Here is a 23,205-nt window from a genome sequence, read left to right as displayed (position 1 = left end):
CCTTTGTGCCAAATTGAATGCACTCTTTATAAGGTGAAATAAAAACTACAATCCAACAATTGAGGTTAATCATGTATAAGAAAAATAAACTCTCAAGTTGTATACAGCTTGCCTTAGCGCTAGGCGTATTATCGGCGCCTGTCTCCGTTGCTTTAGCGCAGCAGACTGAAAGCGAAGAGAACACGCAGAACACCCAACAAGAAGAGCAAACTGCGGAAAAAGAAGTTGTCGAACGTATTGAGGTTACCGGCTCTCGCATTAAGCGTACCGACTTAGAGCCAACCCAGCCGATGACTGTCGTTGACGGTGAATATTTTAGTGAACGTGGCTTAACCAATGCCGCTGACGCTGTCGTAGAGATTCCAGGCGTTCAAGCCGCAGCTTCACCGGTCATTGGTGCTAACGTTGGCGCCTCTAGCCAAGGTGTTGGTCAGAATACGATTAACATTTTCGGCCTGGGTTCGCAGCGTACGTTGACATTGGTGAATGGCCACCGCTTTGTATCGTCGAACTCTCCTGTAGGAGGCGGTAGTGCTCCAGGTTCTCAGGTTGACGTGAACAACATCCCGATTTCACTGATTGAACGTGTTGAAGTGGTAAAAGTTGGCGGTGCAGCCGTGTACGGTTCAGATGCGGTCGCAGGTGTCGTTAACTATGTTCTGAAAAAAGATTACGAAGGCGCCGAAGTTAGCGTTGATTACGAAGATAAAGATGGTATCGCTAATGAGGTTTCGTTCCGTACCTTGTTAGGTGGAAACTTCGGTGGTGGCCGCGGTAACGTTGTGCTGTCCGTCGAATACAATGAAACCGATAATGTCTTGTCGTCTGAAGTTCCAAGCTTACGCGATAGTTGGACGCTCCAGCAGCCATCTGCGGCAGATCGTGTGCTTGATCCCGATGGTAACTACAACCCAGGCCAACTGCGTCTTTATCCTCAACCGCGAGCTGGTATCTTGTCATTTAGCGGTCTTGTAACTCCGGGGCCATTGGCGGTAACAAACTTCGGTATTGGCCAGTGGGGTGACGGTAACTTCTACCAATTTGCAATGGATGGTTCTGGCTCGTTAGTCGGTTATGATCCGGGGGTTGCTACGGGTAATGCCGTATGGTCATCAGGCGGTGACGGCCTGGATCTTGTCGCGACAAACACCGCACAAGAGGGGTATGAACGCGTCAACATTACAGCAATAGCGAATTATGAATTGACCGACGACGTTAATTTCTCTTTAACTACCTTTGCGAATTCATCAGATGCAGCAAACCCAGGTTATCAGGCAACGCTATATAGCTCAGGCGTTTTCGGTGGTACCGGTGCTGCATTGCGGTTCTCTACCGACAACCCTTTCTTAACCGATAGTTCGCGCAGTGAGCTAGAAGGTTTACTTGGTGGACCTGGTGATTTCTACATGCACCGTGGTTGGCTGAACCTTGGTCAACGTGAAGTTGTTAACGAGTCAAATGTACGTAGTATTCGTTTTGGCTTTGATGGCGAATTCGATATCGCCAACCGTTATTTTGATTGGGAAGTGAGTTATCAACGAGGCGTATCGTCTGTATTTTCGCAAAGTACAGCGATTAATGACTGGCGTTGGCTTACCGCCATGGATGTGGGTATCAACCCAGAGACCGGCCAAATCGACTGTAAGTTCAACTATGTCGATGGGTATGGTGATGAGTTAGTTCCACAAGGTAGTGGTGTGCGCGGTACCGAATCGATCCTTGGTCGTCCTGGCGATTGTTCACCGTTCAACCCATTCGGAACGGCCTCAGAAGCTTCTATCGACTATATTTCCTATTTGTCGATGGGCAAGACTCGCGTTGAGCAAGACATCCTGTCGGCTTACATCTCTGGTGATTTATTCTATTTGCCAAGCGGTACTGTAAGCGCATTGGTTGGTTTTGAGTCACGTCGTGAATACGCTGACTTCAAATCTGATGGTACTGACCAATTTATGGGCTTTAGCGATAATTCAACAGGTGGTGAATATCGCACCAAGGACGTTTTTGGTGAGCTTTATATTCCGTTAGCGGATCCTTCGCAAGACATTCCGCTGGTTTACTCGGCTTCGTTGGAAACGTCGTACCGTCGCATGGATAACAGTCGTTCAGGCACAGACAATGCATGGGCGGTAGGCTTGAACTATCGACCTATCGAAGACTTGATCATCCGAGCTAACGTTGCTGAAACTGTGCGTTCTCCGGCAATTACCGAGTTATTCTTGCCGCGCGTACAAATTTCATCATTCGCAGCGGATCCATGTCACGGTGCAAACCGCGGTAATGGGCCTGACCCAGAAACGCGCCAACGTAACTGTGACGCCGAAGGTATTCCTGAGGACTTCGTTAGTATTGCGACGAACGCTTCGCGTTTTGGCTATACCGGTGGTAATCCAAATCTTTCTAATGAACAAGCTGAAAGCAAAAACATCGGTATCGTTTATGCACCAAGCTGGGCTCAAGGTTTAGACCTATCTGTGGATTGGGTTGAGATCGATATTGAGGACGCAATTACGAGCTTCTCGCTGACGAATATCATGGAAGCTTGTTACGATGCGACGAACTATCCGAACCAGTTCTGCGACATGTTCGTTCGCGGTCCGGATTTCCAATTGCCAACCATCGATGCGTTTGAGTCGGGTTATGTGAACGCAGCTTTACGTTCGTTCGAAGCAATTGAATATGCCGGTCGTTATCACAAAGCGCTGCATGAGTTCCCTCTTGTTGGAGGTTGGTTCTCAGAAGGCATGGGTGACTTAACGATGACCTTGCGTATGTATAACCTGAAGAAAAATGCGACCTCTAACACTGGGTTTGACTTTTCTGACTCAACCGGTCAGTACAATAACCCAGATTGGCGTGGCGACTTCAAGATCGCGCATCGTTTGGATCGCTTGTTAACCTTCTTGGACGTGCGTTACTCAGGTGAAGGTTCGCGCAACGTGAATAACACTGACGAATATAAGTACATCGATATTGATGGTACGCCGTACAATTCACTACCTAGTATTACAACCTTCGACTTAGGTATGGTTTATGACTTTTCTGACACGGTGCGCTTCCGCGCCAAAGTCGAAAATGTCGGCGACTGGTACCCTAATCGTAAGGAACTGCAAGCTGGGCGTTGGACGTGGGGACGCACCTACAGCATCGGCTTAAACATGAAGTTCTAAATCTTAACGCAAAGTTGAAGCCCCAGCTGATTAAGCTGGGGCTTTTTTGTCTGTGTTGTAGCAGTGGGAGTGACATTGAACGAAATATAATAGAAACTAACTGGCTTAAGTAGAACCCTCAGCTAGTTTTCTGCGAAAGAATTGGAGCTCGCTTGTCTAAATCTCTTATGAAATCCGGCATTATTGTTAGTGCCATGACACTGATTTCGCGCGTGCTCGGGCTTGTGCGCGATGTGGTGATCGCGAACTTGATGGGTGCGGGTGCTGCGGCCGATGTGTTCTTTTTTGCCAACAAAATTCCGAATTTTTTGCGGCGATTGTTCGCTGAGGGAGCTTTTGCTCAGGCGTTTGTGCCGGTTTTAACCGAGTATCGGCAGGGTAAGGATATTGATGCACAACGATTGCTGATCGCGCGGGTATCGGGAACGCTCGGTACGTTGGTAACAGTGGTTACGTTAGTGGGCGTGATTGCGTCGCCGATTGTAGCAGCGTTGTTTGGCATGGGTTGGTTTGTAGATTGGTATACGGACGGGCCGCAGGGGCATAAGTTCGTGCTCGCTTCGGACTTGTTGCGCATTACGTTTCCCTATCTATGGTTTATTACCTTTACTGCGCTTGCTGGAGCGGTACTCAATACCCTGGGTAAGTTTGCGGTTGCTGCTTTTACGCCAGTGTTTTTGAATATTGCAATTATTGTCGCGGCGCTATGGCTCGGCCCGCAACTTGAACAGCCTGAGTATGCACTGGCTTGGGGTGTGTTTTTTGGTGGCTTGGTGCAGTTTTTGTTCCAGATCCCGTTTCTGAAGCGCGCGGGCTTGTTAGTGCGTCCGCAATGGGGCTGGCATGATCCTGGGGTCACGAAGATTCGCAAATTAATGATTCCGGCGTTGTTTGGGGTGTCGGTCAGCCAAATTAACCTCCTTCTTGATACCTTTATTGCGTCGTTTCTGATGAGTGGATCGATTAGCTGGCTTTACTACTCGGACCGTTTGCTGGAGTTTCCGCTGGGCTTATTTGGTATCGCGATTGCGACGGTGATTTTGCCAGCGTTGTCATCGCGCCATGTGGATAAATCTGCCGATGAGTTCAGTCGCACGTTAGATTGGGGCATTCGCAAGGTGGTGCTGCTGGGGCTGCCGGCAATGGCTGGTTTGATTGTGCTGGCCGAACCGATGCTGATGGTGTTGTTTATGCGTGGCGAGTTCACTCCAGAAGATGCTCGTTTCGCTTCTTACAGCCTTTTTGCTTACGGCTCTGGGCTGTTGAGTTTTATGTTGGTGAAGGTGCTCGCGACGGGTTTTTATTCGCGCCAAGATACCAAGCGACCAGTGAAGTACGGCATTATCGCCATGGTCTCGAACATGGTGTTTAACGTTATTTTTGCCATCCCTTTTGGTTATGTGGGCCTAGCTATCGCCACTTCGCTGTCGGCTGCGGTCAACGCGGGACTGTTGGGGTATAACCTCTGGCGTGATGGCGTTCTTAAGCGCTATCCGGGCACGCTGACCTATCTGGTAAAAGTTACGCTAGCGGTTGTCGCTATGATTGCTTTACTGCTCTATCTAGGGCCGAATCGCCAGTGGTGGCTCGCCGTCGACTTTATGGAGCGGGTGTGGCAGTTGGCACTGTTAGTTGGTGCAGGTGCCGGCATCTTCTTAGCGGCCTTGCTGTTGCTACGCGTTAAACTCCGTTAGCAAACAACGCTTTTCGGATGGTCCATATTTGGTCTAAATTTGGACTTTGCCGCTATTCTCGTCTAAGCTGACACCTGTTAACACCAGCAAGGAGTCAGTGCCATGTACACCGTTAAACGCCCCCGCGTAACCACCGTTTCTGGTTTTAAAAAAGAAATGGCCACCATGGATGTAAACGAGCCTGTTTTGGTGACCCAAAACGGCGAGCCTCTGTATGTGGTGCAAGACCCTGTTCAATATGAAGCCATGCAAGAACAAATGGCGATGCTGAAAATGATAGCCCTAGCTGAAAAGGATGTTCGCGCTGGTCGTGTGGTAAGCCGAGAAGATCTGTTCAAAGGATTGGCAGAGGAGCTTGGGGAAGATGACGATCGCGATTGATTACACCAGCCGATTTAAATTGCAGACGAGAGATTGGGTAAAATATCTTGCTCGAGATATTGGTTACCGGGCCGCGCAGCGTTACATTGATAACATCCTTGACCGTTTTGAGCAGCGTGTAAGCACGTTTCCAATGGGCTGTAGCAAATGTATCGAGAGCGAAGTTGTAGGTTTCGGGCACTATTACGAGTTTATTGATACCAAGGCACAGGTTAGGATTATCTATCGACTTGGTGAGGAACGTGGTACCCATGTGTCGGTATTATTGTTCCTTCGTACACGACAGAACTTGCGTGATCAGTTATTCAAACTGGTACTAATGACGCCCTAGTGTCTGGTGACCCCTTGCACAGCCTGTTATAATCGCCGCTTTGTTAAACGATTCGCTCAACGGACCCGCAAGGCTTACATGCAACTGATTCGTGGAATTCACAATATTCGTGCGCAGCACCGTGGCTGTGTGCTCACCATCGGTAACTTTGATGGTGTGCATCTGGGGCATCAAGCTGTTCTTGCGCAAGTGAAGTCGCAAGCGTTGGCGCGCCGTGTGCCGGCGACGGTGATGACGTTTGAGCCACAACCACAAGAGCTGTTTCAGCCTGATCGTGCGCCTGCGCGCCTGACCAATTTTCGTGAGAAACATTTGGCGCTGCGAGCGCAAGACATCGATCGCCATATTGTGATTGAGTTCAATCGTAAGTTTGCCAATCTACCAGCGCGTACCTTTATTGATGAAGTGCTGGTGAAGCAGCTAGGCGTCGAGTTTTTGGTAGTAGGTGATGATTTCCGTTTTGGTCATGGTCGCGAGGGCGACTTTGCTATGTTGCAACGGGCCGGTGCGGAGCTTGGTTTTGAGGTAGTGGATACCCATAGCTATCGACAGCAGCAGCAACGCGTAAGCAGTACGGCGATTCGTGAAGCATTAAAAACCGGTGACTTTGCTCAAGCAGCAGCCATGTTAGGGCGTCCCTATGCATTCGAAGGCCGTGTGACTCATGGTGAGAAAAAAGGCCGAACGATTGGTTTTCCCACGGCAAATATCCAGTTAAAGCGGCTACATTCACCTTTGCAAGGTGTATTTGCGGTGCAGGTGCAAAGCAATGATGGCAAAATGCATGCAGGAGTTGCTAATATTGGCCGTAGACCGACGTTGAATGGCGAGCGTATGCAGCTTGAAGTGCATTTATTCGATTACGCTGGTGATTTGTACGGCCAGCAGTTAAAAGTTGTACCGACACATTTTATTCGTGCGGAACAAAAGTTCGCCGATTTTGCCGAGTTGAAGCAACAAATTGTCGCCGACGTTGAAAAAGCAAAGACGTTACTCGTAGCCCGCAGTTCTGCTGCGGGGGATAGCGAATTGAACGGACGTAGCTGAAACGTGTGGCCTGCCCCGTGGTAGAACCACGGGCTACAAAAGATCTCGAAAAAGGAACCTAACTAATGACCGACTATAAACACACGCTGAATTTACCGGAAACCGAGTTTCCGATGCGTGGCAACTTGGCTCAGCGCGAGCCGCAAATGTTGCAGCAGTGGTATGCCGACGACGTCTACGGCAAGGTGCGCATTGCGAAAGCGGGTAAGCCAGTGTTTATTTTGCACGACGGCCCGCCGTATGCGAACGGTCAGATTCACATTGGTCATGCGGTGAACAAAATTCTGAAAGACGTGATCGTGAAAGCGAAAACGCTTAGCGATTTCGACGCACCTTATGTGCCGGGTTGGGACTGCCATGGCTTGCCGATTGAGCTGCAAGTCGAGAAGAAACATGGCAAGCCAGGTAAAAAACTGTCGGTTGCTGAGTTCCGACAAAAGTGCCGTGATTATGCGATGGGGCAGGTTGAGCAGCAACGTGAAGACTTTAAACGCTTAGGTGTATTCGGTGATTGGGACAACCCTTATTTGACGATGAATCCGAAGCAAGAAGCGGACAGTATTCGAGCACTTGGTAAGATCATTGCGAATGGCCATATGCAACAAGGCTTTAAGCCGGTGCACTGGTGTACAGACTGCGGCTCGGCGTTGGCAGAAGCTGAGGTGGAATATCAAGACAAGCGTTCGCCAGCGATCGATGTGGACTTTTTGGCGGTGGATCAAGAGCAGTTGGTTGCTGCGTTTGACCATCCCGAAGGCCATGCTGGTGCGGGCGAAGTAAGCGTCGTCATTTGGACCACCACACCGTGGACCATTCCGGCGAACCGTGCAATTTCATTGCATCCGTCGTTGGACTATACCTTAGTGCAAGTTGAGGCGACCGATGAGCGTCCGGCGCAGCGTTTTGTGCTGGCCGACGAATTGGTTGAGTCCGCCATGGCGCGCTGGAATATCGATGACTACCACAAGCTCGGTTTTGCGAAAGGTGCGGCGTTGGAAAACATGAAAGTGCAGCATCCGTTGTTTGCTGATATTCAAGTTCCGTTGATTTTAGGTGAGCATGTAACCACCGAATCGGGTACGGGGTGTGTGCACACCGCGCCAGGCCACGGTGTTGATGACTTTTTGGTAGGCCAACGTTATGGCATCGAGGTGTATAACCCTGTAGGTGACAATGGCGTCTACAAAGACGATACGCCGATGTTCGCAGGTCAGCACGTGATGAAAGCTAACGACAACATCGTTGAGGCGCTGCAAGACAACGGCCGCTTGGTACATCATGAAGCGTACAACCACTCGTACCCGCATTGCTGGCGTCACAAAACGCCAATTATTTTCCGTGCGACGCCGCAGTGGTTTATCAGCATGGATAAGCAGGGCTTGCGAAGCAAAGCGCTGGAGCAGATTAAACAAGTACGCTGGGTACCTGAGTGGGGCCAAAGTCGTATCGAAAGCATGGTTGATGGCCGCCCAGACTGGTGTATCTCGCGTCAACGGACATGGGGTAACCCAATTGCTGTATTTGTTCGACGCGACAATGATGAGTTGCATCCACGTACCTTGGAATTACTTGAAGAAGTAGCTAAGCGTGTTGAAAAAGACGGTATTCAGGCTTGGTTTGACCTTGAGCCAGAAGCGTTGCTGGGTGATGAAGCTAAAGACTACCGCAAGGTAACGGACACTTTGGACGTTTGGTTTGATTCGGGCGTTACCCATGAAGTGGTGCTCAACAAAACACCAGGTTTACAATGGCCTGCTGACTTGTACTTAGAAGGTTCTGACCAGCACCGCGGCTGGTTCCAGTCGTCATTATTGACTGGTGTTGCCATGTACCAAGAAGCTCCTTACAAGCAAGTACTTACTCATGGTTTCACGGTTGATGGGCAAGGCCGCAAGATGTCCAAGTCGATTGGCAACGTCGTCGCCCCGCAAGAAGTAATGAATAAACTTGGCGGCGACATCCTGCGTTTGTGGGTCGCTGCTACTGATTATTCCGGTGAAATGACTGTATCTGATGAGATCTTGAAGCGGTCGGCGGATAGTTATCGTCGTATTCGTAACACGGCGCGTTTCTTGTTGGCGAATATTAATGCCTTCGAGCCAGCGCAGCATGCGGTTGCAGCTAACGATATGGTAGCTATGGATCGTTGGGTTGTTGCTCGAGCCGTCGCCTTACAAGATGAATTGCTCGATGCTTATGACAACTATCAATTCCACGTTGTCGTACAAAAATTAATGCACTTCTGTTCGATTGAATTGGGCAGTTTCTATCTTGACGTTATTAAAGATCGCCAATATACCGCGAAGCGTGACAGTGTCGCACAGCGTTCGTGTCAAACGGCGTTGTATCATATTGCGGAACTGCTAGTACGTTGGTTAGCACCGATTTGTAGCTTCACTGCGCAAGAAATTTGGACGGCCTTGCCGCAGCAAAATGGCAACGGTGAAGCACGCAGTGAGTACGTGTTTACTGAGTCATGGTACCGCGCCGCCGACGGCATTCGTGTGAGCAGTGAAGACAATGCATTTTGGCAGCAATTGCTGGAAGTTCGCGATGCGGTGAATCGCGCGCTAGAACAAGCGCGCCGTGATGATGTGATCGGTGGCTCATTACAGGCCGAATTGACGTTGTATGCGCAGGCTGACTTAGCTGCTCAATTACAACGCTTAGGCGACGAACTGCGCTTTGTATTGCTGACGTCGGGCACGCAAGTCGAGACGGTCGATGCGGCACCAAACGGCGCTGTTGCAACCGACGTCAAAGGCTTGTGGGTTAAAGTGAACAAGTCGGACAATGAAAAGTGTGAACGTTGCTGGCACCACCGCCCAGAAGTGGGCAGTATCGCTGAACATCCAACGCTTTGCCAACGTTGCGTGACAAACGTTGATGGACAAGGTGAGGAGCGTCGTTTTGCCTAAACAGCCAAAACCAGACTTTCAAAAGCGCCTGAGCGGGTTACAGTTTCTGTGGCTCTCGTTACTGCTGATTATTATTGACCAAGCCACTAAGCAGTGGGTTCTGAGTGCGTTTGAGTTGTATGAAAGCATTGAAATTATGCCGTACCTAAACTTTACCTATGTGCAAAATTTTGGCGCGGCGTTTAGTTTTTTAAGTGACCAAAGCGGTTGGCAGCGCTGGCTATTCACTGCATTAGCAGTTGCGGTTAGTGTGATCTTACTGGTTTGGTTGCGTCGTAATCCGGTGGGCATGTGGCGTCAGAACTTAGCTTTTTCACTGATCCTTGCTGGGGCTGTGGGAAACGTCATTGATCGCCTAATGTACGGCTACGTGATCGACTTTATCGACGTTTATGTGGATAACTGGCATTGGCCAGCCTTCAACGTCGCCGATATGGCGATAACTTGTGGCGCCATCTTAATGCTACTCGAAGCATTCTTTGAGCAACGTCAGGAGCAACGCGCATGATCAGTCGTCTACCGATCGAGCATGGTCGGGAAGTGATTTTGCATTTTACGATTAAGTTGACCGATGACTCGGTGGCTGACAGTACGAAAATGTCGGGTAAGCCCGCCAAGTTTCGTATGGGTGACGGTTCACTTACGGAAAACTTCGAGAGTTGCCTCGTAGGTTTGAAGGCTGGTGATGAGCGTGAGTTTGAGCTTGCGCCGGAAGATGCCTTTGGCGAACCGAACAAAGACAACTATTATCAAGTGGAAACGCAAAAGTTCGCTGAATTGCCAGAAGTAGGGCAAATCTTTACGTTTCCACAACCCGATGGCACGGAACTTCCTGGTATTGTGCGGTCGATCAATGAGCAGTTTGTAACGATTGATTTTAATCATCCGTTGGCGGGACAACGCGTACGATTCGCGGTCGAAATTATTGAGGTAAATCCGTAATGGACATTGTGCTGGCAAATCCACGTGGTTTTTGTGCGGGTGTTGACCGTGCGATCACCATTGTTGAACGCGCGCTAGAGATTTTTGAACCGCCGATTTATGTGCGTCATGAGGTTGTGCATAACAAATACGTGGTCGACTCATTGCGTAAGGCAGGTGCAGTATTCGTTGATGAGCTTGAAGAAGTGCCCGACGATAGCATTGTGATTTTCTCAGCGCATGGCGTTTCGCAAGCGGTGCGCCAAGAGGCCAAAAACCGTGGTTTGAAGGTATTCGACGCAACTTGTCCACTGGTGACCAAGGTACATATGGAAGTAACGCGCGCTAGTCGCAAGGGCCACGAATGTGTGCTGATTGGCCATCAAGGGCACCCTGAAGTCGAAGGCACAATGGGGCAGTACTCCAATGCTGACGGTGGTATTTACTTGGTGGAATCGGTAGCCGATGTTGCCAAACTTGAAGTCAAACATCCGCAACAGTTGCATTACATGAGCCAAACGACATTGTCGGTTGATGATACTGCGGATGTGATTGATGCGTTGCGAGCCAAGTTTCCGGACATCCAAGGCCCACGTAAGGACGATATTTGCTATGCCACACAAAATCGCCAAGACGCAGTGCGTGATTTGGCCGCAGAAGTCGATTTACTGTTAGTGGTTGGGGCTCGAAATAGTTCTAACTCGAACCGTTTGCGTGAACTTGCGGAAAAAATGGGGACGCCGGCGTTTCTTATCGATGATGCGACCTGCATTGATCAAGCTTGGCTCGCAGGTGTTCAGCGCGTTGGGGTAACAGCAGGGGCTTCGGCACCGGAGGTTTTGGTGCAAAATGTGATTAAACAGTTACAAGACTGGGGTGGCCACACAGTTAACGAGCGCAGTGGTCGCGAAGAGAACATAACCTTTTCAATTCCGCCAGAGCTGCGGGTGGTAGAACTTTAAGAGTTAACGCTCCCAACACGCAGCTGGTGATTTTTGGTCATTTTGATTCAGGGTTAGGGTGGTACAGCCGGTGTCATTGGCCTGCCCACCTGTCGCTGTTGCCGTAAGCGTATAAGTTTCGTTACCGATATTACTCACCGAAAAAGTATAATAATCACTAGTCAAGGTAATACCTAATGTTGCGATATCTGCGTAGCTGGTATTCTTTAAGCGATATTCTTCTTGTGCCATCTGTAGTGTTAACAACTGCCCCATAGCATCTGCTCGACGGGCTTCGCGCACGTAATCGACAAAATTCGGGTAGGCAGCACTAGCGATGATGCCAATGATAACCACGACCACCATAAGTTCGATAAGTGTAATCCCCGCCTGCTTTAATTTAGCTTGCATTTGTTTGCCTTGTCGTCAAAGATGAATTTTTGCACTACACTGTAATTTAATAAACTATAACTAAATAGATACGCTATTTTTGGCAATTTCGCAATGCGCAGAGCACTTATGAGACCTTGGGCGGCAGTTAAACGCGGCTTTACACTCCTCGAGTTATTGGTCACGCTGGTTATCCTTTCCATCATTATAGGGGCCGGCGTGCCGCTGATGCTTGGTATGGCTGAATCTATGCGTTTGCAAGGTGCGGCGCAGGATACCTATGCGCTATTGCAATATGCGCGCTCGGATGCATTGCGTACGACCGAGGAGCGCTTTGTCGTGTGGGACACGGATGGCGCGAATTGGTGTGCGGCGGTAGCGGTCAGCAACGACTGTGACTGCTTAACGGAAGATTGCAGTATCAACGGCGTGTTGCGGCAAGTGAACGGCTCGGAATACACGAATGTCAATGTCGCCGCAAACTTTTCTGCCGGCGACTATACTCGCTTTGATGGTATGCGTGGTTTAGCCGAAGGGAATGCGGGTCATGTCGCCTACAGTTTGACAGATGATGGCGGGACGGTTGAAGCGGAAATTCGCGTCGTCGTGAGTTTGTTGGGGCGTGTTCGTTACTGTAAAGCGACGGGGCAAATTGGAGATTACACAGCATGTTGATGGAACGGCAGAAAGGTTTATCTATTGTCGAGCTTATGATCACCATTACGCTGGGTTTATTGCTGATGGCAGCGCTTACTGCTGTGTTTTCAAATACGTTGGGGGTGAACTCCCGAAGTTTGAAACTGAGTCAATTGCATGAAGAGGCGACCACGGTAATGGACCTGATGGTTGGAGAATTACGCCGCACAGGTTATCGGGGTGATGCAGCGGAATTAGTGTATGACCCAGCCAATGCCAGCACTGCCTTCAATAATACGATTGTCATTTCACAATTCTCCGGCGAAGAAGCTAATAGCTGTGTTTTGTTTAGCTATGATGAAGATGCCGATGGCACGCATGATGGTTCTTCGGAGAATATGGGCTTTCGTGTACGCGAAAACCAAGTGCAACGCCGCCAAGCCTCGGCAGGGTGTGATGGAGGTGGCTGGCAGAATTTGACGAGTAGCGAGATGTTGCTCGTGAACGATTTAGAGTTCACGCTTACCGAGCAAATGGTCGATTTAGTAAATGAACAGCGTGTGACTGTCGTGATGGAGGTAGCAATGCCTTCTGACCCTGACATCACCAGAACGATGACTAGTGAAGTGGTAATTCGCAATGCATTTTAATCGTAAGTATTTACAGCAAAGTGGTTTTGCAACAGTCACCCTTACGGTGCTGTTACTAGCGATTATTATTCTTGTGACTTTGTATACGGCAAAGTTTAAAGCGCAAGAGCAACGGATTATGCGTAACCACTTGGCGATGCAAGAAGCGCGTATTGTGGCGGATGCCGGTTTGGAGCAGACAATTCAAGAGATTGATGCGGATCGCAATAACCTCGATCGCACCATCAATGGAACCATTGCTGGTGCGAATTATACGGCGACGATTACCAACGTCACTTATCCAGATACACCACGCGGCGATGTTGATGTGGTTGAGGTGGATGTAGTTGCGAACTCTGCCGATGGCTCGGCTACCCAACGAGCGGCACAAGAACTGATTGTCATGTCGTTGGTGCGTGGTGGTCCCAATGTACCCTTGGCGATTCGCGGAGGGGTCAACGTGTCGGGTAGTTTCCAAGTGGTTGCTAACCCGAATGGTGGTGGTGACGGCGTACCTTTGTCGATTTGGACGCAAGATGATGTTGATGTAAATGGCGCCGGAACGACCTGTGGTCAGTTTGAATTTGATAATGGCGTTTGTTCAACCCAAACTTTAAGCGAGCGTGGCGATCACGGCGTCGATATTCTCGATAATGACCCCAACTTCCCCGATGACCTATTGGACTATCTGTTTGGTATTCCAGAGGAGAACTGGGAAGACTTGCGTGACATGGCGAATCAGGTACTGCCTGATTGCTCGAGTTTAGGCCCGAATACCACAGGCTTGATTTGGATTACCGGTAGTTGTGATATGCCGAGTAACGATGTTGGCTCTGTTGCTGAGCCAGCATTGATTGTGATTCACGACGGTGATTTTAAAATGAACGGTGATGTCACCTTGTATGGGATGGCCTTCCAATTTACGACGCCGGGAAATACAACCCAATATGAAATTACACTCAACGGTGGTGCCTACGTTGAGGGCTCGGTGATGGCGAGCCAAGACCCTAAACTATCGAACGGTAATTTGACCGTTCGCTACAGTTTGGATGTATTGCGAAATGTGGTAGTGAATGATGAGTTTCGTCGACTCTACCGCGTAGGAGGAAGTTGGCATGATTTCTAATCGACACAACCGTCGCGGCTTTACCTTTGTCGAGGTATTGGTCGCCTTGGTGATCATTGCCGTAGGTGTCGCTGGCTTAGTGAGCCTGCAACGCATGTTTATTCAGTCATCGACCCGTGCAGCAGAGCGCACCGCGGCGATGGAGTTAGCGCAAGAAAAAATCGAAGAATTACGTTTTGTTGAGTACGCAAATTTAGCGGCGGGCTCCGAAACCGCTGACCGAGAAGGTAAAACCTTTACTGTGGGCTGGACGGTTGCAGAGCGTTATTGGAGCGCTGGTGGCTGGATCCCGGCAAGTGATCCAAGCGCACCGGATCCGTTGCCGCCAGAGCCAGATATCAAGAATGTAACGGTGTCCGTTGCTTGGACTGAGCGCGCAGGCGATGCTGAATCGCTGGATATGGAAGCGTGGTTCAGTAAAATCGAATCGCGCGATGGCGGTCTAGTGGTAACACAGCCGAATCCGCGGCAGCAACCAAGCGTCACCTATAATCCCGGTGCTGCACCGGAAGTTATCGCGGTGCGTTTGACCGAAAATGATGGTGCAGAACAGTATCAAGTTAAAGAAACCACCAAACCAACACCGCAAGTCGCTAAACGAGGCGACAAGCTGCAGGTCAGGTTCGATACGGTCACCTATGATGAAGAAACGCAGACGCAGCGCATCGAGGATTTTGTTACCGTCAATTGCTCTTGCCGCTTCGTTGGCGTTGCTGAAAACGGCTTAACGCCGGCAAGGTTAGTGCTAGAAGGTGACTATTTAGTTCTTGATCCTAATGGCTCGCAAGCCACGCAAAAAATGGTAGGGGAACCAGCCGATACCAATCAGCCGGAACTCTGCACTATCTGTTGTCGCGATCACCATGACAGTAATGCTATGGCCTCTAGCGGCAACGTTTATCGCGAAGAAAGTTCGCTGTTGCGCGTACCTAGCGGTGATCATCGGCACTTTACCAATGTGAATGGTCAACTGGTGCAGGCTGGGTTAGATGATGTCTACGAAGAGTCATGCCGCTTGCGTCGGGTAGATGGTTATTACGTGACCTATCCTGATTGGAAAGTGGAAACCATTACCGCCATGAGCTCGCAATATCTCGTGAATGCCGCCACCAGCGGTGAGTACACTGACTATGTTCGTGCAGTGGTGAAGGCGCTAGTGTTGAATCAAAGTTTACCAAGCCCGCCAAGTGGACGTGACATGCGCGTGGTTCCTGGTGCCTACCAGTTAATCGGTCGCGCTATTTATCTCGATCGAATGACCGACTCGCATCGCAGTGCAGTTGTCACAGCGATTCAAAATGGTGAAGCAGACTGGCTTACCAAAGTACCGTTTTATGAAGTTAACCTGACGCTCTTAGGGGATTGGGATTCCGCCAATGACGCCGTGGCGACGGTTACGAATGAGCCGATTGAAACCATTGTCGATCCGGCGAATGACTACTATGGAACCTATAGTCGCGGTCGATTACGCACCGTAGCGGGTGGCTCGACGTCAGTCGATATCACCGTAGGTGCGGGGAATGCCAGTATCCTGAACAGCAACGCTGTTCATCCGTTTGATGAAGGTGTGTTCTACTCCAGCGATCTTGGGGTGACCGTTATCGCACAAGACAACGACGAAACACAACTGTATTCCATTACTGGCGAAATTAACTGCTTGTACTACAAAGTCACGGGTCAAACTGGGGTGTGGGAAGCATGTAAGTCAAGTGACTTCCGTGACCTTTCGATCAGCTCTTCTGATCTTAACGTAACCTGTGAGTTCTCGACGATCGGTAACACAAGCACAGCAAGTTATTCGTGTCCTGGTATTCGTGCCGGTACGAGCTTATCGATTTCATTTGGTTATAGCGGCGGCAACGCAACGATATCGCCAAGTTCGGTAGCGGTGCAAGAAATTAGCCAAGATGTCGTGCAAGACATTGAACTACGCATTAACTGATCCGATTTTCTACGACTTGTGATACTATCGAGGCAATTTTTAACGATTGCCTCGGTAGTTGAACGCCTATCATCATGTCGACACTGTTAGATGTACAACAGCTCGCTTCGCAGCGTGCCGGCCGCACGCTTTTTGCCGATCTCAGCTTCACCCTCAATGCTGGCGACGTTCTTCATATTGAAGGCGAGAATGGCGCCGGAAAATCGACCCTATTACGTTCATTGGTTGGACTCGTCGAACTGCAAGCCGGTACCATTCGCTTTTTCCCTGAGCAACTTCCATTCGCCCAAGAATGGCGCCAACACACCCTGTTTATGGGGCATAAACCCGCAGTTAAAGCTGAGTTAACGGCACTTGAGAACGTGCGCTTACAAGCACAGTTGACGGCGGTTGCCAATGTCGATGCTTGGCAGTTACTCGAGACGGTGGGTTTGTTAGGGCTTGAAGATTTGCCTGCTGGTCAATTATCGGCAGGTCAGCAGCGGCGCATCGCACTCACGCGCCTGTGGTATAGCAAGGCGCCGTTATGGATCTTGGATGAACCGTTTACCGCGCTTGATACACGCGGCATTGACCTATTGCAGCAGCGTTTTGCTGAACATACAGCACAAGGCGGAGCCATCGTGATGACTTCGCACCAAGCGTTAACTTGGCGTCCGGAACAGTTAAAGCGCATCCGTATTCAAGGAGGTGAGCTATGACGCAACCGGCTAATTGGTCTGCGCTTACCGCCGTGATGCGTCGTGACCTGATGGTGGTCATGCGCCGTCGCAGCGATATTCTCAACCCGCTGCTGTTTATCTTGATCGTGGTCAGTTTGTTTCCACTCGCGGTAGGGCCAGGCCCTGATATTTTGGGCCGCATCGCGGCAGGTGTGATTTGGGTGGCGGCATTGTTATCCGCGTTATTAGGCTCAGAACGCTTGTTTCGAGAAGATTACCTAGATGGCACGCTTGAACAACTCACTTTGCAACCTCAGCCTTTAGCGCTGCTGGCGTTCGGTAAGATAGCCGTGCATTGGCTATTGAGCGGCTTGCCATTGGTGATCCTTGCGCCAGTGTGCGCGTTATTACTAAAACTACCGATCGCTGGTTGGAGTACGTTGCTGGCAACGTTACTCGTGGGAACGCCGATCTTGAGTGCGATGACCGCTATAGGCGCTGCTCTGACGGTAAGCTTAGGGCGAGGCGGCGCACTGTTAAGTTTGCTACTACTGCCGCTGTTTATTCCGTTACTTATTTTTGCTAGTGGCGCTGTGGAAGCCGCTTTGGTGGGTACAGCTGCGTGGCCGCAAGTGTTACTATTGGCCGGCTTAAGTTTATTAACTTTGCTGTTGGCGCCGTTTGCGGTAGCAGCCTCAATACGAGTGAGTGTGAATTGACATGTGGCGGTGGTTACATCCTTATGCAAAACCCGAAACGGTTTATCATCTGCTTGGTCGCTGGCTGCCGTGGGTAACGGCTGGCGCGGTCCTCATTTTAGGCGGCGGACTGGTGTGGGGGCTTTTATTTGCGCCGGCGGATTATCAGCAGGGCGATAGTTATCGAATTATTTTTATTCATGTTCCCTCGGCGATGTTTTCGATGAGTATCTATGTGAGCTTGGCGGTTGCAGCATTTATTGGCCGAGTTTGGCAGTTGAAAATGGCCGACTGGGCACTTGCTGCGATTGCGCCGGTTGGGGCTGTTTTTACCTTTATTGCGCTGTTCACCGGCGCGGTCTGGGGCAAGCCGATGTGGGGTACGTGGTGGGAGTGGGATGCGCGACTGACGTCTCAACTCATTCTCTTATTCCTGTACATAGGTGTGCTCGCGCTTTATTACGCGTTTAGTGATAACCGCACGGGCGCGAAAGCTGCAGGTATTCTGGCAATGGTTGGCGTGATCAACATTCCCATCATTCGCTACTCAGTCGAGTGGTGGAACACGCTGCATCAGGGGGCAACGTTAACGGTCTTCGAACGTCCGCCTATGGCGAATAGTATGCTGTTTCCATTACTCACATGTATCTTGGGCTTTGCGTTGCTAGCGGCTGCACTTATTTTCCAGCGGATGCGCACCGAAATCTTGCGCCAAGAATTGCGCCGACCTTGGGTTAAAAATGTGCTTCAGGTTTCACCAACGACGGGGGAGCAACGCTAATGCAGTTTGAGAGTTGGCAAGCCTTCATCGAGATGGGCGGGTATGGTTTTTATGTTTGGCTGGCGTTTGGTGTCAGCTTTTTAGCTATGGGTCTATTGGTTGTGCAAGGCTTGCGTGCCCGTAGCAAGTTGGAACGTGAATTTGTGCAAGAACAACAGCGGCAACAACGACTGGCGCGACGGCAGCAAGAGGTATCCTGATGGCGATGAATCCCCGACGAAAAAAACGTTTAACATGGACGCTAGGTTTGGTGGCCGGTGTAGCAGTTGCATTCAGCATTATTTTGTATGCTTTGTCGCAAAACATCGATTTATTCTATACGCCCAGTGAGGTGGTCGAGGGTAAAGGCCCAGACGCAATCAAGCCAGCTGTGGGACAACGCCTGCGCATTGGTGGCATGGTGGTCGAAGACTCGGTACGCCGCAATCCGGAAACGCTGGAAGTCGAGTTTCGCGTTACTGACACTGGGCCTGAGGTTAAGATCCTTTACACCGGTATTTTGCCGGACTTATTCCGCGAGGGTCAGGGCATTGTCGCGCAAGGCGTGATGGTCGAGCCGACGGTGATGCAAGCGACGGAAGTTTTAGCAAAGCATGACGAAGAGTATATGCCGCCAGAGCTCGCTGAACAGATGAAAGGCATAAAGCATGTCAATCCTAATCAGTCAGGTGTCTATGACGAGCAGGGCGGTGACCAATGATTGCTGAAATCGGTCAATTTGCTCTGGCGTTGGCACTTGGCTTCTCGCTCATTCTTGCCATTTACCCGCTATGGGGAGCCTATAAAGGGCATAGCGGTGCTATGTTGCTGGCGCGTCCACTTGCCTACGGCCAGTTTTTGTTCACCGCGATAGCCTATGCGGCGCTGACTTGGGGCTTTGTGGTTAATGATTTCAGTATTGCTTATGTTGCCGCAAACTCCAACTCGCAGTTGCCTTTAGCGTATCGAATAACGGCAGTTTGGGGCGCGCACGAAGGCTCATTTTTATTGTGGATGCTGATGCAAGCCGGATGGATAGCTGCGGTGGCGATGTTTTCGCGGCGTATGCCAGTGACGATGATGGCGCGCGTATTAGCTATTCTCGGCATGATCAGTATTGGCTTTTACTTATTCATGCTATCGGTGTCGAATCCGTTTGACCGGACGTTGCCATGGATTCCAGTTGATGGCCAAGATTTGAACCCACTCTTACAAGATCCTGGGATGATTATTCACCCGCCATTGCTGTATATGGGGTATGTCGGCTTTTCAGTGGCCTTCGCCTTTGCCATTGCGGCGTTGATGACGGGTAAGCTTGATGCTGCGTGGGCGCGTTGGTCGCGACCTTGGGCGACCACTGCTTGGTCGTTCTTGACCGTAGGCATCGCGCTTGGAAGTTGGTGGGCCTATTACGAACTTGGCTGGGGCGGCTGGTGGTTCTGGGACCCAGTTGAAAATGCCAGCTTTATGCCGTGGTTGGTGGGTACTGCACTAATACACAGCTTAGCGGTCACCGAAAAGCGCGGCGCGTTCAAATCGTGGACGGTGCTACTGGCCATTTCAGCCTTTAGTTTAAGTTTACTGGGGACATTTTTGGTGCGTTCAGGCGTCATTGTTTCGGTGCATGCATTTGCCACGGACCCTGCCCGTGGACTGTTTATCTTGGGCCTCTTAGCGGTGGTCATCGGCGGCTCGTTGTTGCTCTTTGCACTGCGTGCTGGAGTGGTGCAAAGCCATACCAAATATGAAGCGGTCTCGCGCGAAGTCATGCTCCTCGGCAATAACATATTGCTTATCGCGGCCACCTTAGTGGTGTTGCTCGGTACCTTATTGCCGCTGGTGCATAAAGAGCTTGGTTTGGGCTCGATTTCGATCGGCGTACCGTTTTTTAATCAAATGTTCACTTGGTTGATCGTCCCATTTGTCTTGCTGATGGGGCTAGGGCCGCTATTCCGTTGGCGTCGGCAAGAATTACAACCGCTCCGTAATAGCTTGATGCTGGCTTTGCTGCTCGCTTTGGGGATCGGTTACGCTTTACCGGCAATACTCGCCGAACAAGTTAAAGCCATGGCGGTGTTAGGCGTGGTGATGAGCTTATGGATCACCATGACGCTAGTCACCGAATTGCGCCTGCGGGTTGCGCAGCGTAAGCAAGGGCTGGCAGGTCTAACTAAACTGGGGCGTAGCCATTGGGGCATGGTGTTAGGGCATTTAGGCTTTGCCGTCACTCTGATTGGCATTGCTGCAGTCAGTCAATATGAAGTTGAACGTGACGTGCGCCTAGCACCTGGCGATAGCGTTGTGGTGCAAGGTTACCGTTTTCAGTTTGATGTTTTAAGTCAGCAACAAGGTCCGAATTACATCACCGACCATGCGGAGTTTTCGGTGTACTCCGGCCCCCGGAAGATTACCGATCTGGTTACCGAAAAGCGCTTTTACACCGTGCAACGTATGAGTATGACGGAAGTTGGCCTTGACGCTGGCTTCACGCGCGACTTGTATGTTGCTCTTGGTGAGCCATTAGAGAATAGCGATGCGTGGGCGGTTCGTATTTATGTGAAGCCATTTATCCGCTGGATTTGGGGTGGAGCTTTGTTGATGGCGTTAGGTGGTGCTTTAGCCATTAGTGACAAGCGTTATCGTGCCATGAAGAAAGCTGGAGGTACAGCATGAATAAGGGCTGGCGTTGGGTCGTCTTGTTGCTGCCGCTAATCGCTTTTGTTGTGTTAGTGGGCTTCTTGCTGCGTGGTCTTTTTTCTGATCCTACTGAATTGAGTTCCGCGCTCGTAGGTAAGCCGGTACCACAATTTACTGTGCCAGACTTGTATCAGCCAGAGCGCTCTCATACGCAAGCAGTGCTTACCGGTGAGCCCATGCTTTTGAATGTTTGGGCCACGTGGTGTCCGACCTGCCGTGCCGAACACGAATACCTTAATAAGTTAGCAGCGGAAGGTGTAGCTATTGTTGGCTTGAACTATAAGGATGACTCGCGTGATAAAGCGGTCAATTGGCTGAATACGCTAGGTGATCCTTATACTGTCAATCTTTTCGATGCGACGGGAAGTGTTGCGCTAGAATTAGGCGTTTACGGCGCACCAGAAACGTTCTTAATTGACGCGCAAGGTCATGTTCGCTACCGCCATGTGGGTGACGTCAATGAGCGTGTTTGGCGCGGTGAGTTGGGCGAACGTTATCGAGCATTACGGCAAGAGTTTGCAGCGAGTGCAAGCGAGGAGCAAAGCAAATGATAAGCGAAATGGTGCGAATCGTGCTAACGGCAACTGTACTCATGGCAACGTTACTGTTGAGTATGCCAAGTTCAGCCCAGAATCTCGAAGCCTATCAATTTGATGAACCTGCGCAGGAAGCAATCTTCAAAGAGCTGATCAATGAGTTGCGCTGCCCGAAATGTCAAAACCAAAGTATTGCCGACTCGAACGCTGAATTGGCGCGAGACCTGCGGGACCGCACTTATTTTATGGTGAAAGAGGGCGCGACCAAGCAAGAGGTCATCGATTTTATGGTCGCGCGTTATGGTGACTTTGTGCACTATCAACCGCCAGTCACTTTTGTCACTAGTATTTTATGGTGGGGGCCGATTGCGGTATTGGCCATTGGTGGTCTCGTGATCGTGTTTCGGGTTCGCCAGCAGCGTAGCGCTGAAGTCGAACTTAGTGATGAGGAACGCCAGCGCCTTGCGGCATTGCAAAGCCAAGCAAAAAAGGATGAGGAACGATGAATCTGGTACTGATCCTCAGCATGACCGGACTGGCATTATTGGCTTTTTTCTTGGTCCTTTTTTTCGGTGTGCGACAAACAGCGCAGCGGCGTACAAGACTCGACGTGAATCGTGAGCTCTATGAACAACGCAAGCAAGAATTGGCGCAGGAAAATGCCGATGGACTCCTGAGCGAGCACGCGTTGCGCGCTGCTGAGCGTGAACTCGATAAGCGCTTTGTGAGTGAGAATGCTGAACTCGAGCAACTGGAAGAACACGCGATTGGTCGCGGCATTTGGTTGCCGGCAGTGATCATTGTTGTCTTTGCGGTGGTGGGTTATGCCTTGTTTGGGAGCTGGCAACAGCAACAGCAGGCCGATGAAGCACGCAAGGCATTACCGGAGCTAGCGCAGCAAGTGCTGAATAATCAGCAGAGCACGCCGACCCAAGCCGAACTTGAATCGTTTGCGTTAGGATTGCGTCAACGTTTACAACAAGATGGTGGTGATGGGTTAACATGGATGCTGTACGCTCGTGCGGCAACAGCATTGCAGCGTTACGAGCAAGCGTTAGAAGCGTACGCGCATGCCTATAAGTTGGAACCACAACGCCCAGGAATTTTACTTGGCTACGCCCAGTTACTGATTAATTTAGGTGGTCCAGAGCAACTGCAAACAGCTGCACGTTTGTTGTCAGAGTTGTTGCAAGTGGAGCCGCAGAATATCGATGCGTTATCGCTAACCGGTGCCGTCGCTTATCAGCGTGGCGACTATGAACAGGCGGTCCAAGCGTGGCAGTTGCTCATCCAGTTGATGCCAGCGAATGATCCGCGTCGTGATGCTGTGCAAGAGGCACTGAGTGATGCGCAAGAACAACAAGCAGCAGAAGCTCAACAGCTGCGTGTTACCGTGGAGATTAGTGAGGCCTTACGTGCGCAAGTACCTGCCGATGCGACGTTGTTCGTTTTCGTTAAAGCGGTTGATGGTGCACCGATGCCTGCCGCAGTAGTGCGTCAACCGGTAAGTGAATTTCCAGTTGAGGTTCTGTTGTCGGACGCACAAGCGATGCTACCTGACTACAAAATGAGTCAATTGAACCAATGGCAGGTTGAGGCGCGTATTTCTACCGATGATCGAATTGAGATTGCTCGCGGTGATTTAGGCGCTGAGGCAAAAGTTGTTGAAGCAAAAGCCAGCGCTGAGGTGACGTTGATCATTTCTCAGACATTGGCAGGTGAATGA

23 protein-coding genes are annotated in these 23,205 nt (G+C 50.4%); 22 read left to right on the top strand and 1 reads right to left on the bottom strand.

Translation table 11 applies throughout. From position 1 onward, the window contains the following. Positions 1-71 precede the first annotated feature (71 nt). The 9 genes from NV375_RS05515 to ispH all read left to right on the top strand — a co-directional run bounded on the left by NV375_RS05515 (position 72) and on the right by ispH (position 11,424). Entirely contained in the window at positions 72-3,170 is a 3,099-nt protein-coding gene (locus NV375_RS05515) for a TonB-dependent receptor domain-containing protein (protein WP_126771242.1), read from the top strand. 152 nt (positions 3,171-3,322) lie between these two features. Beyond that, positions 3,323-4,864 (top strand): murein biosynthesis integral membrane protein MurJ, encoded by a 1,542-nt coding sequence (gene murJ / locus NV375_RS05510; protein ID WP_258240030.1) that lies wholly within the window; start codon positions 3,323-3,325, stop codon positions 4,862-4,864. A gap of 102 nt (positions 4,865-4,966) precedes the next feature. Continuing rightward, a complete protein-coding gene (locus tag NV375_RS05505; RefSeq protein WP_126771238.1) occupies positions 4,967-5,245 on the top strand; it encodes a type II toxin-antitoxin system prevent-host-death family antitoxin in 279 nt (92 codons plus the stop codon). Beyond that, on the top strand, positions 5,229-5,576 hold the full coding sequence (locus NV375_RS05500; protein WP_258807247.1) for a type II toxin-antitoxin system RelE/ParE family toxin: 348 nt from the start codon (positions 5,229-5,231) through the stop codon (positions 5,574-5,576). Before NV375_RS05505 ends, NV375_RS05500 begins: the two co-directional genes overlap by 17 nt. A 78-nt stretch (positions 5,577-5,654) precedes the next feature. Then, a complete protein-coding gene (gene ribF / locus NV375_RS05495) occupies positions 5,655-6,623 on the top strand; it encodes a bifunctional riboflavin kinase/FAD synthetase (RefSeq protein ID WP_258240032.1) in 969 nt (322 codons plus the stop codon). Between the two features lie 65 nt (positions 6,624-6,688). Next, positions 6,689-9,541: an isoleucine--tRNA ligase gene (gene ileS, locus NV375_RS05490; RefSeq protein ID WP_126771232.1), complete on the top strand. Its 2,853-nt coding sequence runs from the start codon at positions 6,689-6,691 to the stop codon at positions 9,539-9,541. Further along, positions 9,534-10,049 (top strand): signal peptidase II, encoded by a 516-nt coding sequence (gene lspA / locus NV375_RS05485; RefSeq protein ID WP_241967825.1) that lies wholly within the window; start codon positions 9,534-9,536, stop codon positions 10,047-10,049. Before ileS ends, lspA begins: the two co-directional genes overlap by 8 nt. After that, on the top strand, positions 10,046-10,483 hold the full coding sequence (gene fkpB, locus NV375_RS05480) for an FKBP-type peptidyl-prolyl cis-trans isomerase (RefSeq protein ID WP_126771228.1): 438 nt from the start codon (positions 10,046-10,048) through the stop codon (positions 10,481-10,483). Before lspA ends, fkpB begins: the two co-directional genes overlap by 4 nt. Then, on the top strand, positions 10,483-11,424 hold the full coding sequence (gene ispH, locus NV375_RS05475; RefSeq protein ID WP_126771226.1) for a 4-hydroxy-3-methylbut-2-enyl diphosphate reductase: 942 nt from the start codon (positions 10,483-10,485) through the stop codon (positions 11,422-11,424). Before fkpB ends, ispH begins: the two co-directional genes overlap by 1 nt. A 3-nt stretch (positions 11,425-11,427) precedes the next feature. Here ispH and NV375_RS05470 read toward each other — a convergent pair whose 3' ends face one another. After that, a complete protein-coding gene (locus tag NV375_RS05470) occupies positions 11,428-11,814 on the bottom strand; it encodes a type IV pilin protein (protein WP_126771225.1) in 387 nt (128 codons plus the stop codon). Between the two features lie 108 nt (positions 11,815-11,922). Between NV375_RS05470 and NV375_RS05460 the strand changes: the two genes are divergently transcribed. The 13 genes from NV375_RS05460 to ccmI all read left to right on the top strand — a co-directional run bounded on the left by NV375_RS05460 (position 11,923) and on the right by ccmI (position 23,205). Then, complete coding sequence (locus NV375_RS05460) at positions 11,923-12,468, top strand: GspH/FimT family protein (protein ID WP_198677651.1); 546 nt, start codon at positions 11,923-11,925, stop codon at positions 12,466-12,468. Further along, entirely contained in the window at positions 12,462-13,079 is a 618-nt protein-coding gene (locus tag NV375_RS05455; RefSeq protein ID WP_126771221.1) for a prepilin-type N-terminal cleavage/methylation domain-containing protein, read from the top strand. The genes NV375_RS05460 and NV375_RS05455 overlap by 7 nt, the downstream gene beginning before the upstream one ends. Continuing rightward, the gene (locus tag NV375_RS05450) at positions 13,069-14,184 is read left to right on the top strand and encodes a pilus assembly PilX N-terminal domain-containing protein (protein ID WP_126771219.1); all 1,116 of its coding nucleotides are present in this window, start codon (positions 13,069-13,071) and stop codon (positions 14,182-14,184) included. The genes NV375_RS05455 and NV375_RS05450 overlap by 11 nt, the downstream gene beginning before the upstream one ends. Beyond that, complete coding sequence (locus NV375_RS05445) at positions 14,174-16,126, top strand: prepilin-type N-terminal cleavage/methylation domain-containing protein (protein ID WP_258807246.1); 1,953 nt, start codon at positions 14,174-14,176, stop codon at positions 16,124-16,126. The genes NV375_RS05450 and NV375_RS05445 overlap by 11 nt, the downstream gene beginning before the upstream one ends. Before the next feature lie 74 nt (positions 16,127-16,200). Then, positions 16,201-16,827, top strand: coding sequence for a cytochrome c biogenesis heme-transporting ATPase CcmA (gene ccmA / locus NV375_RS05440; protein WP_126771216.1), 627 nt, complete (start codon positions 16,201-16,203; stop codon positions 16,825-16,827). Further along, positions 16,824-17,507 (top strand): heme exporter protein CcmB, encoded by a 684-nt coding sequence (gene ccmB / locus NV375_RS05435; protein WP_126771214.1) that lies wholly within the window; start codon positions 16,824-16,826, stop codon positions 17,505-17,507. Before ccmA ends, ccmB begins: the two co-directional genes overlap by 4 nt. Position 17,508: 1 nt before the next feature. Next, complete coding sequence (locus NV375_RS05430) at positions 17,509-18,267, top strand: heme ABC transporter permease (protein WP_126771212.1); 759 nt, start codon at positions 17,509-17,511, stop codon at positions 18,265-18,267. Continuing rightward, a complete protein-coding gene (gene ccmD, locus NV375_RS05425; RefSeq protein WP_126771210.1) occupies positions 18,267-18,467 on the top strand; it encodes a heme exporter protein CcmD in 201 nt (66 codons plus the stop codon). Before NV375_RS05430 ends, ccmD begins: the two co-directional genes overlap by 1 nt. A gap of 5 nt (positions 18,468-18,472) precedes the next feature. Next, complete coding sequence (gene ccmE / locus NV375_RS05420) at positions 18,473-18,967, top strand: cytochrome c maturation protein CcmE (RefSeq protein ID WP_126772742.1); 495 nt, start codon at positions 18,473-18,475, stop codon at positions 18,965-18,967. Beyond that, positions 18,964-20,919 (top strand): heme lyase CcmF/NrfE family subunit, encoded by a 1,956-nt coding sequence (locus tag NV375_RS05415; RefSeq protein ID WP_258807245.1) that lies wholly within the window; start codon positions 18,964-18,966, stop codon positions 20,917-20,919. The genes ccmE and NV375_RS05415 overlap by 4 nt, the downstream gene beginning before the upstream one ends. Further along, the gene (locus NV375_RS05410; RefSeq protein WP_258240038.1) at positions 20,916-21,494 is read left to right on the top strand and encodes a DsbE family thiol:disulfide interchange protein; all 579 of its coding nucleotides are present in this window, start codon (positions 20,916-20,918) and stop codon (positions 21,492-21,494) included. Before NV375_RS05415 ends, NV375_RS05410 begins: the two co-directional genes overlap by 4 nt. After that, positions 21,491-21,985, top strand: a complete 495-nt coding sequence (locus NV375_RS05405) for a cytochrome c-type biogenesis protein CcmH (RefSeq protein WP_258240039.1) — start codon at positions 21,491-21,493, stop codon at positions 21,983-21,985. Before NV375_RS05410 ends, NV375_RS05405 begins: the two co-directional genes overlap by 4 nt. After that, positions 21,982-23,205 (top strand): c-type cytochrome biogenesis protein CcmI, encoded by a 1,224-nt coding sequence (ccmI, locus tag NV375_RS05400; RefSeq protein ID WP_258240040.1) that lies wholly within the window; start codon positions 21,982-21,984, stop codon positions 23,203-23,205. The genes NV375_RS05405 and ccmI overlap by 4 nt, the downstream gene beginning before the upstream one ends.

This window comes from Pseudidiomarina sp. CB1, assembly GCF_024752025.1.
Taxonomy (GTDB): domain Bacteria; phylum Pseudomonadota; class Gammaproteobacteria; order Enterobacterales; family Alteromonadaceae; genus Pseudidiomarina.
Note: the sequence above shows the minus strand (reverse complement) of the source record. Positions and strands in the feature narration are given on the sequence as shown.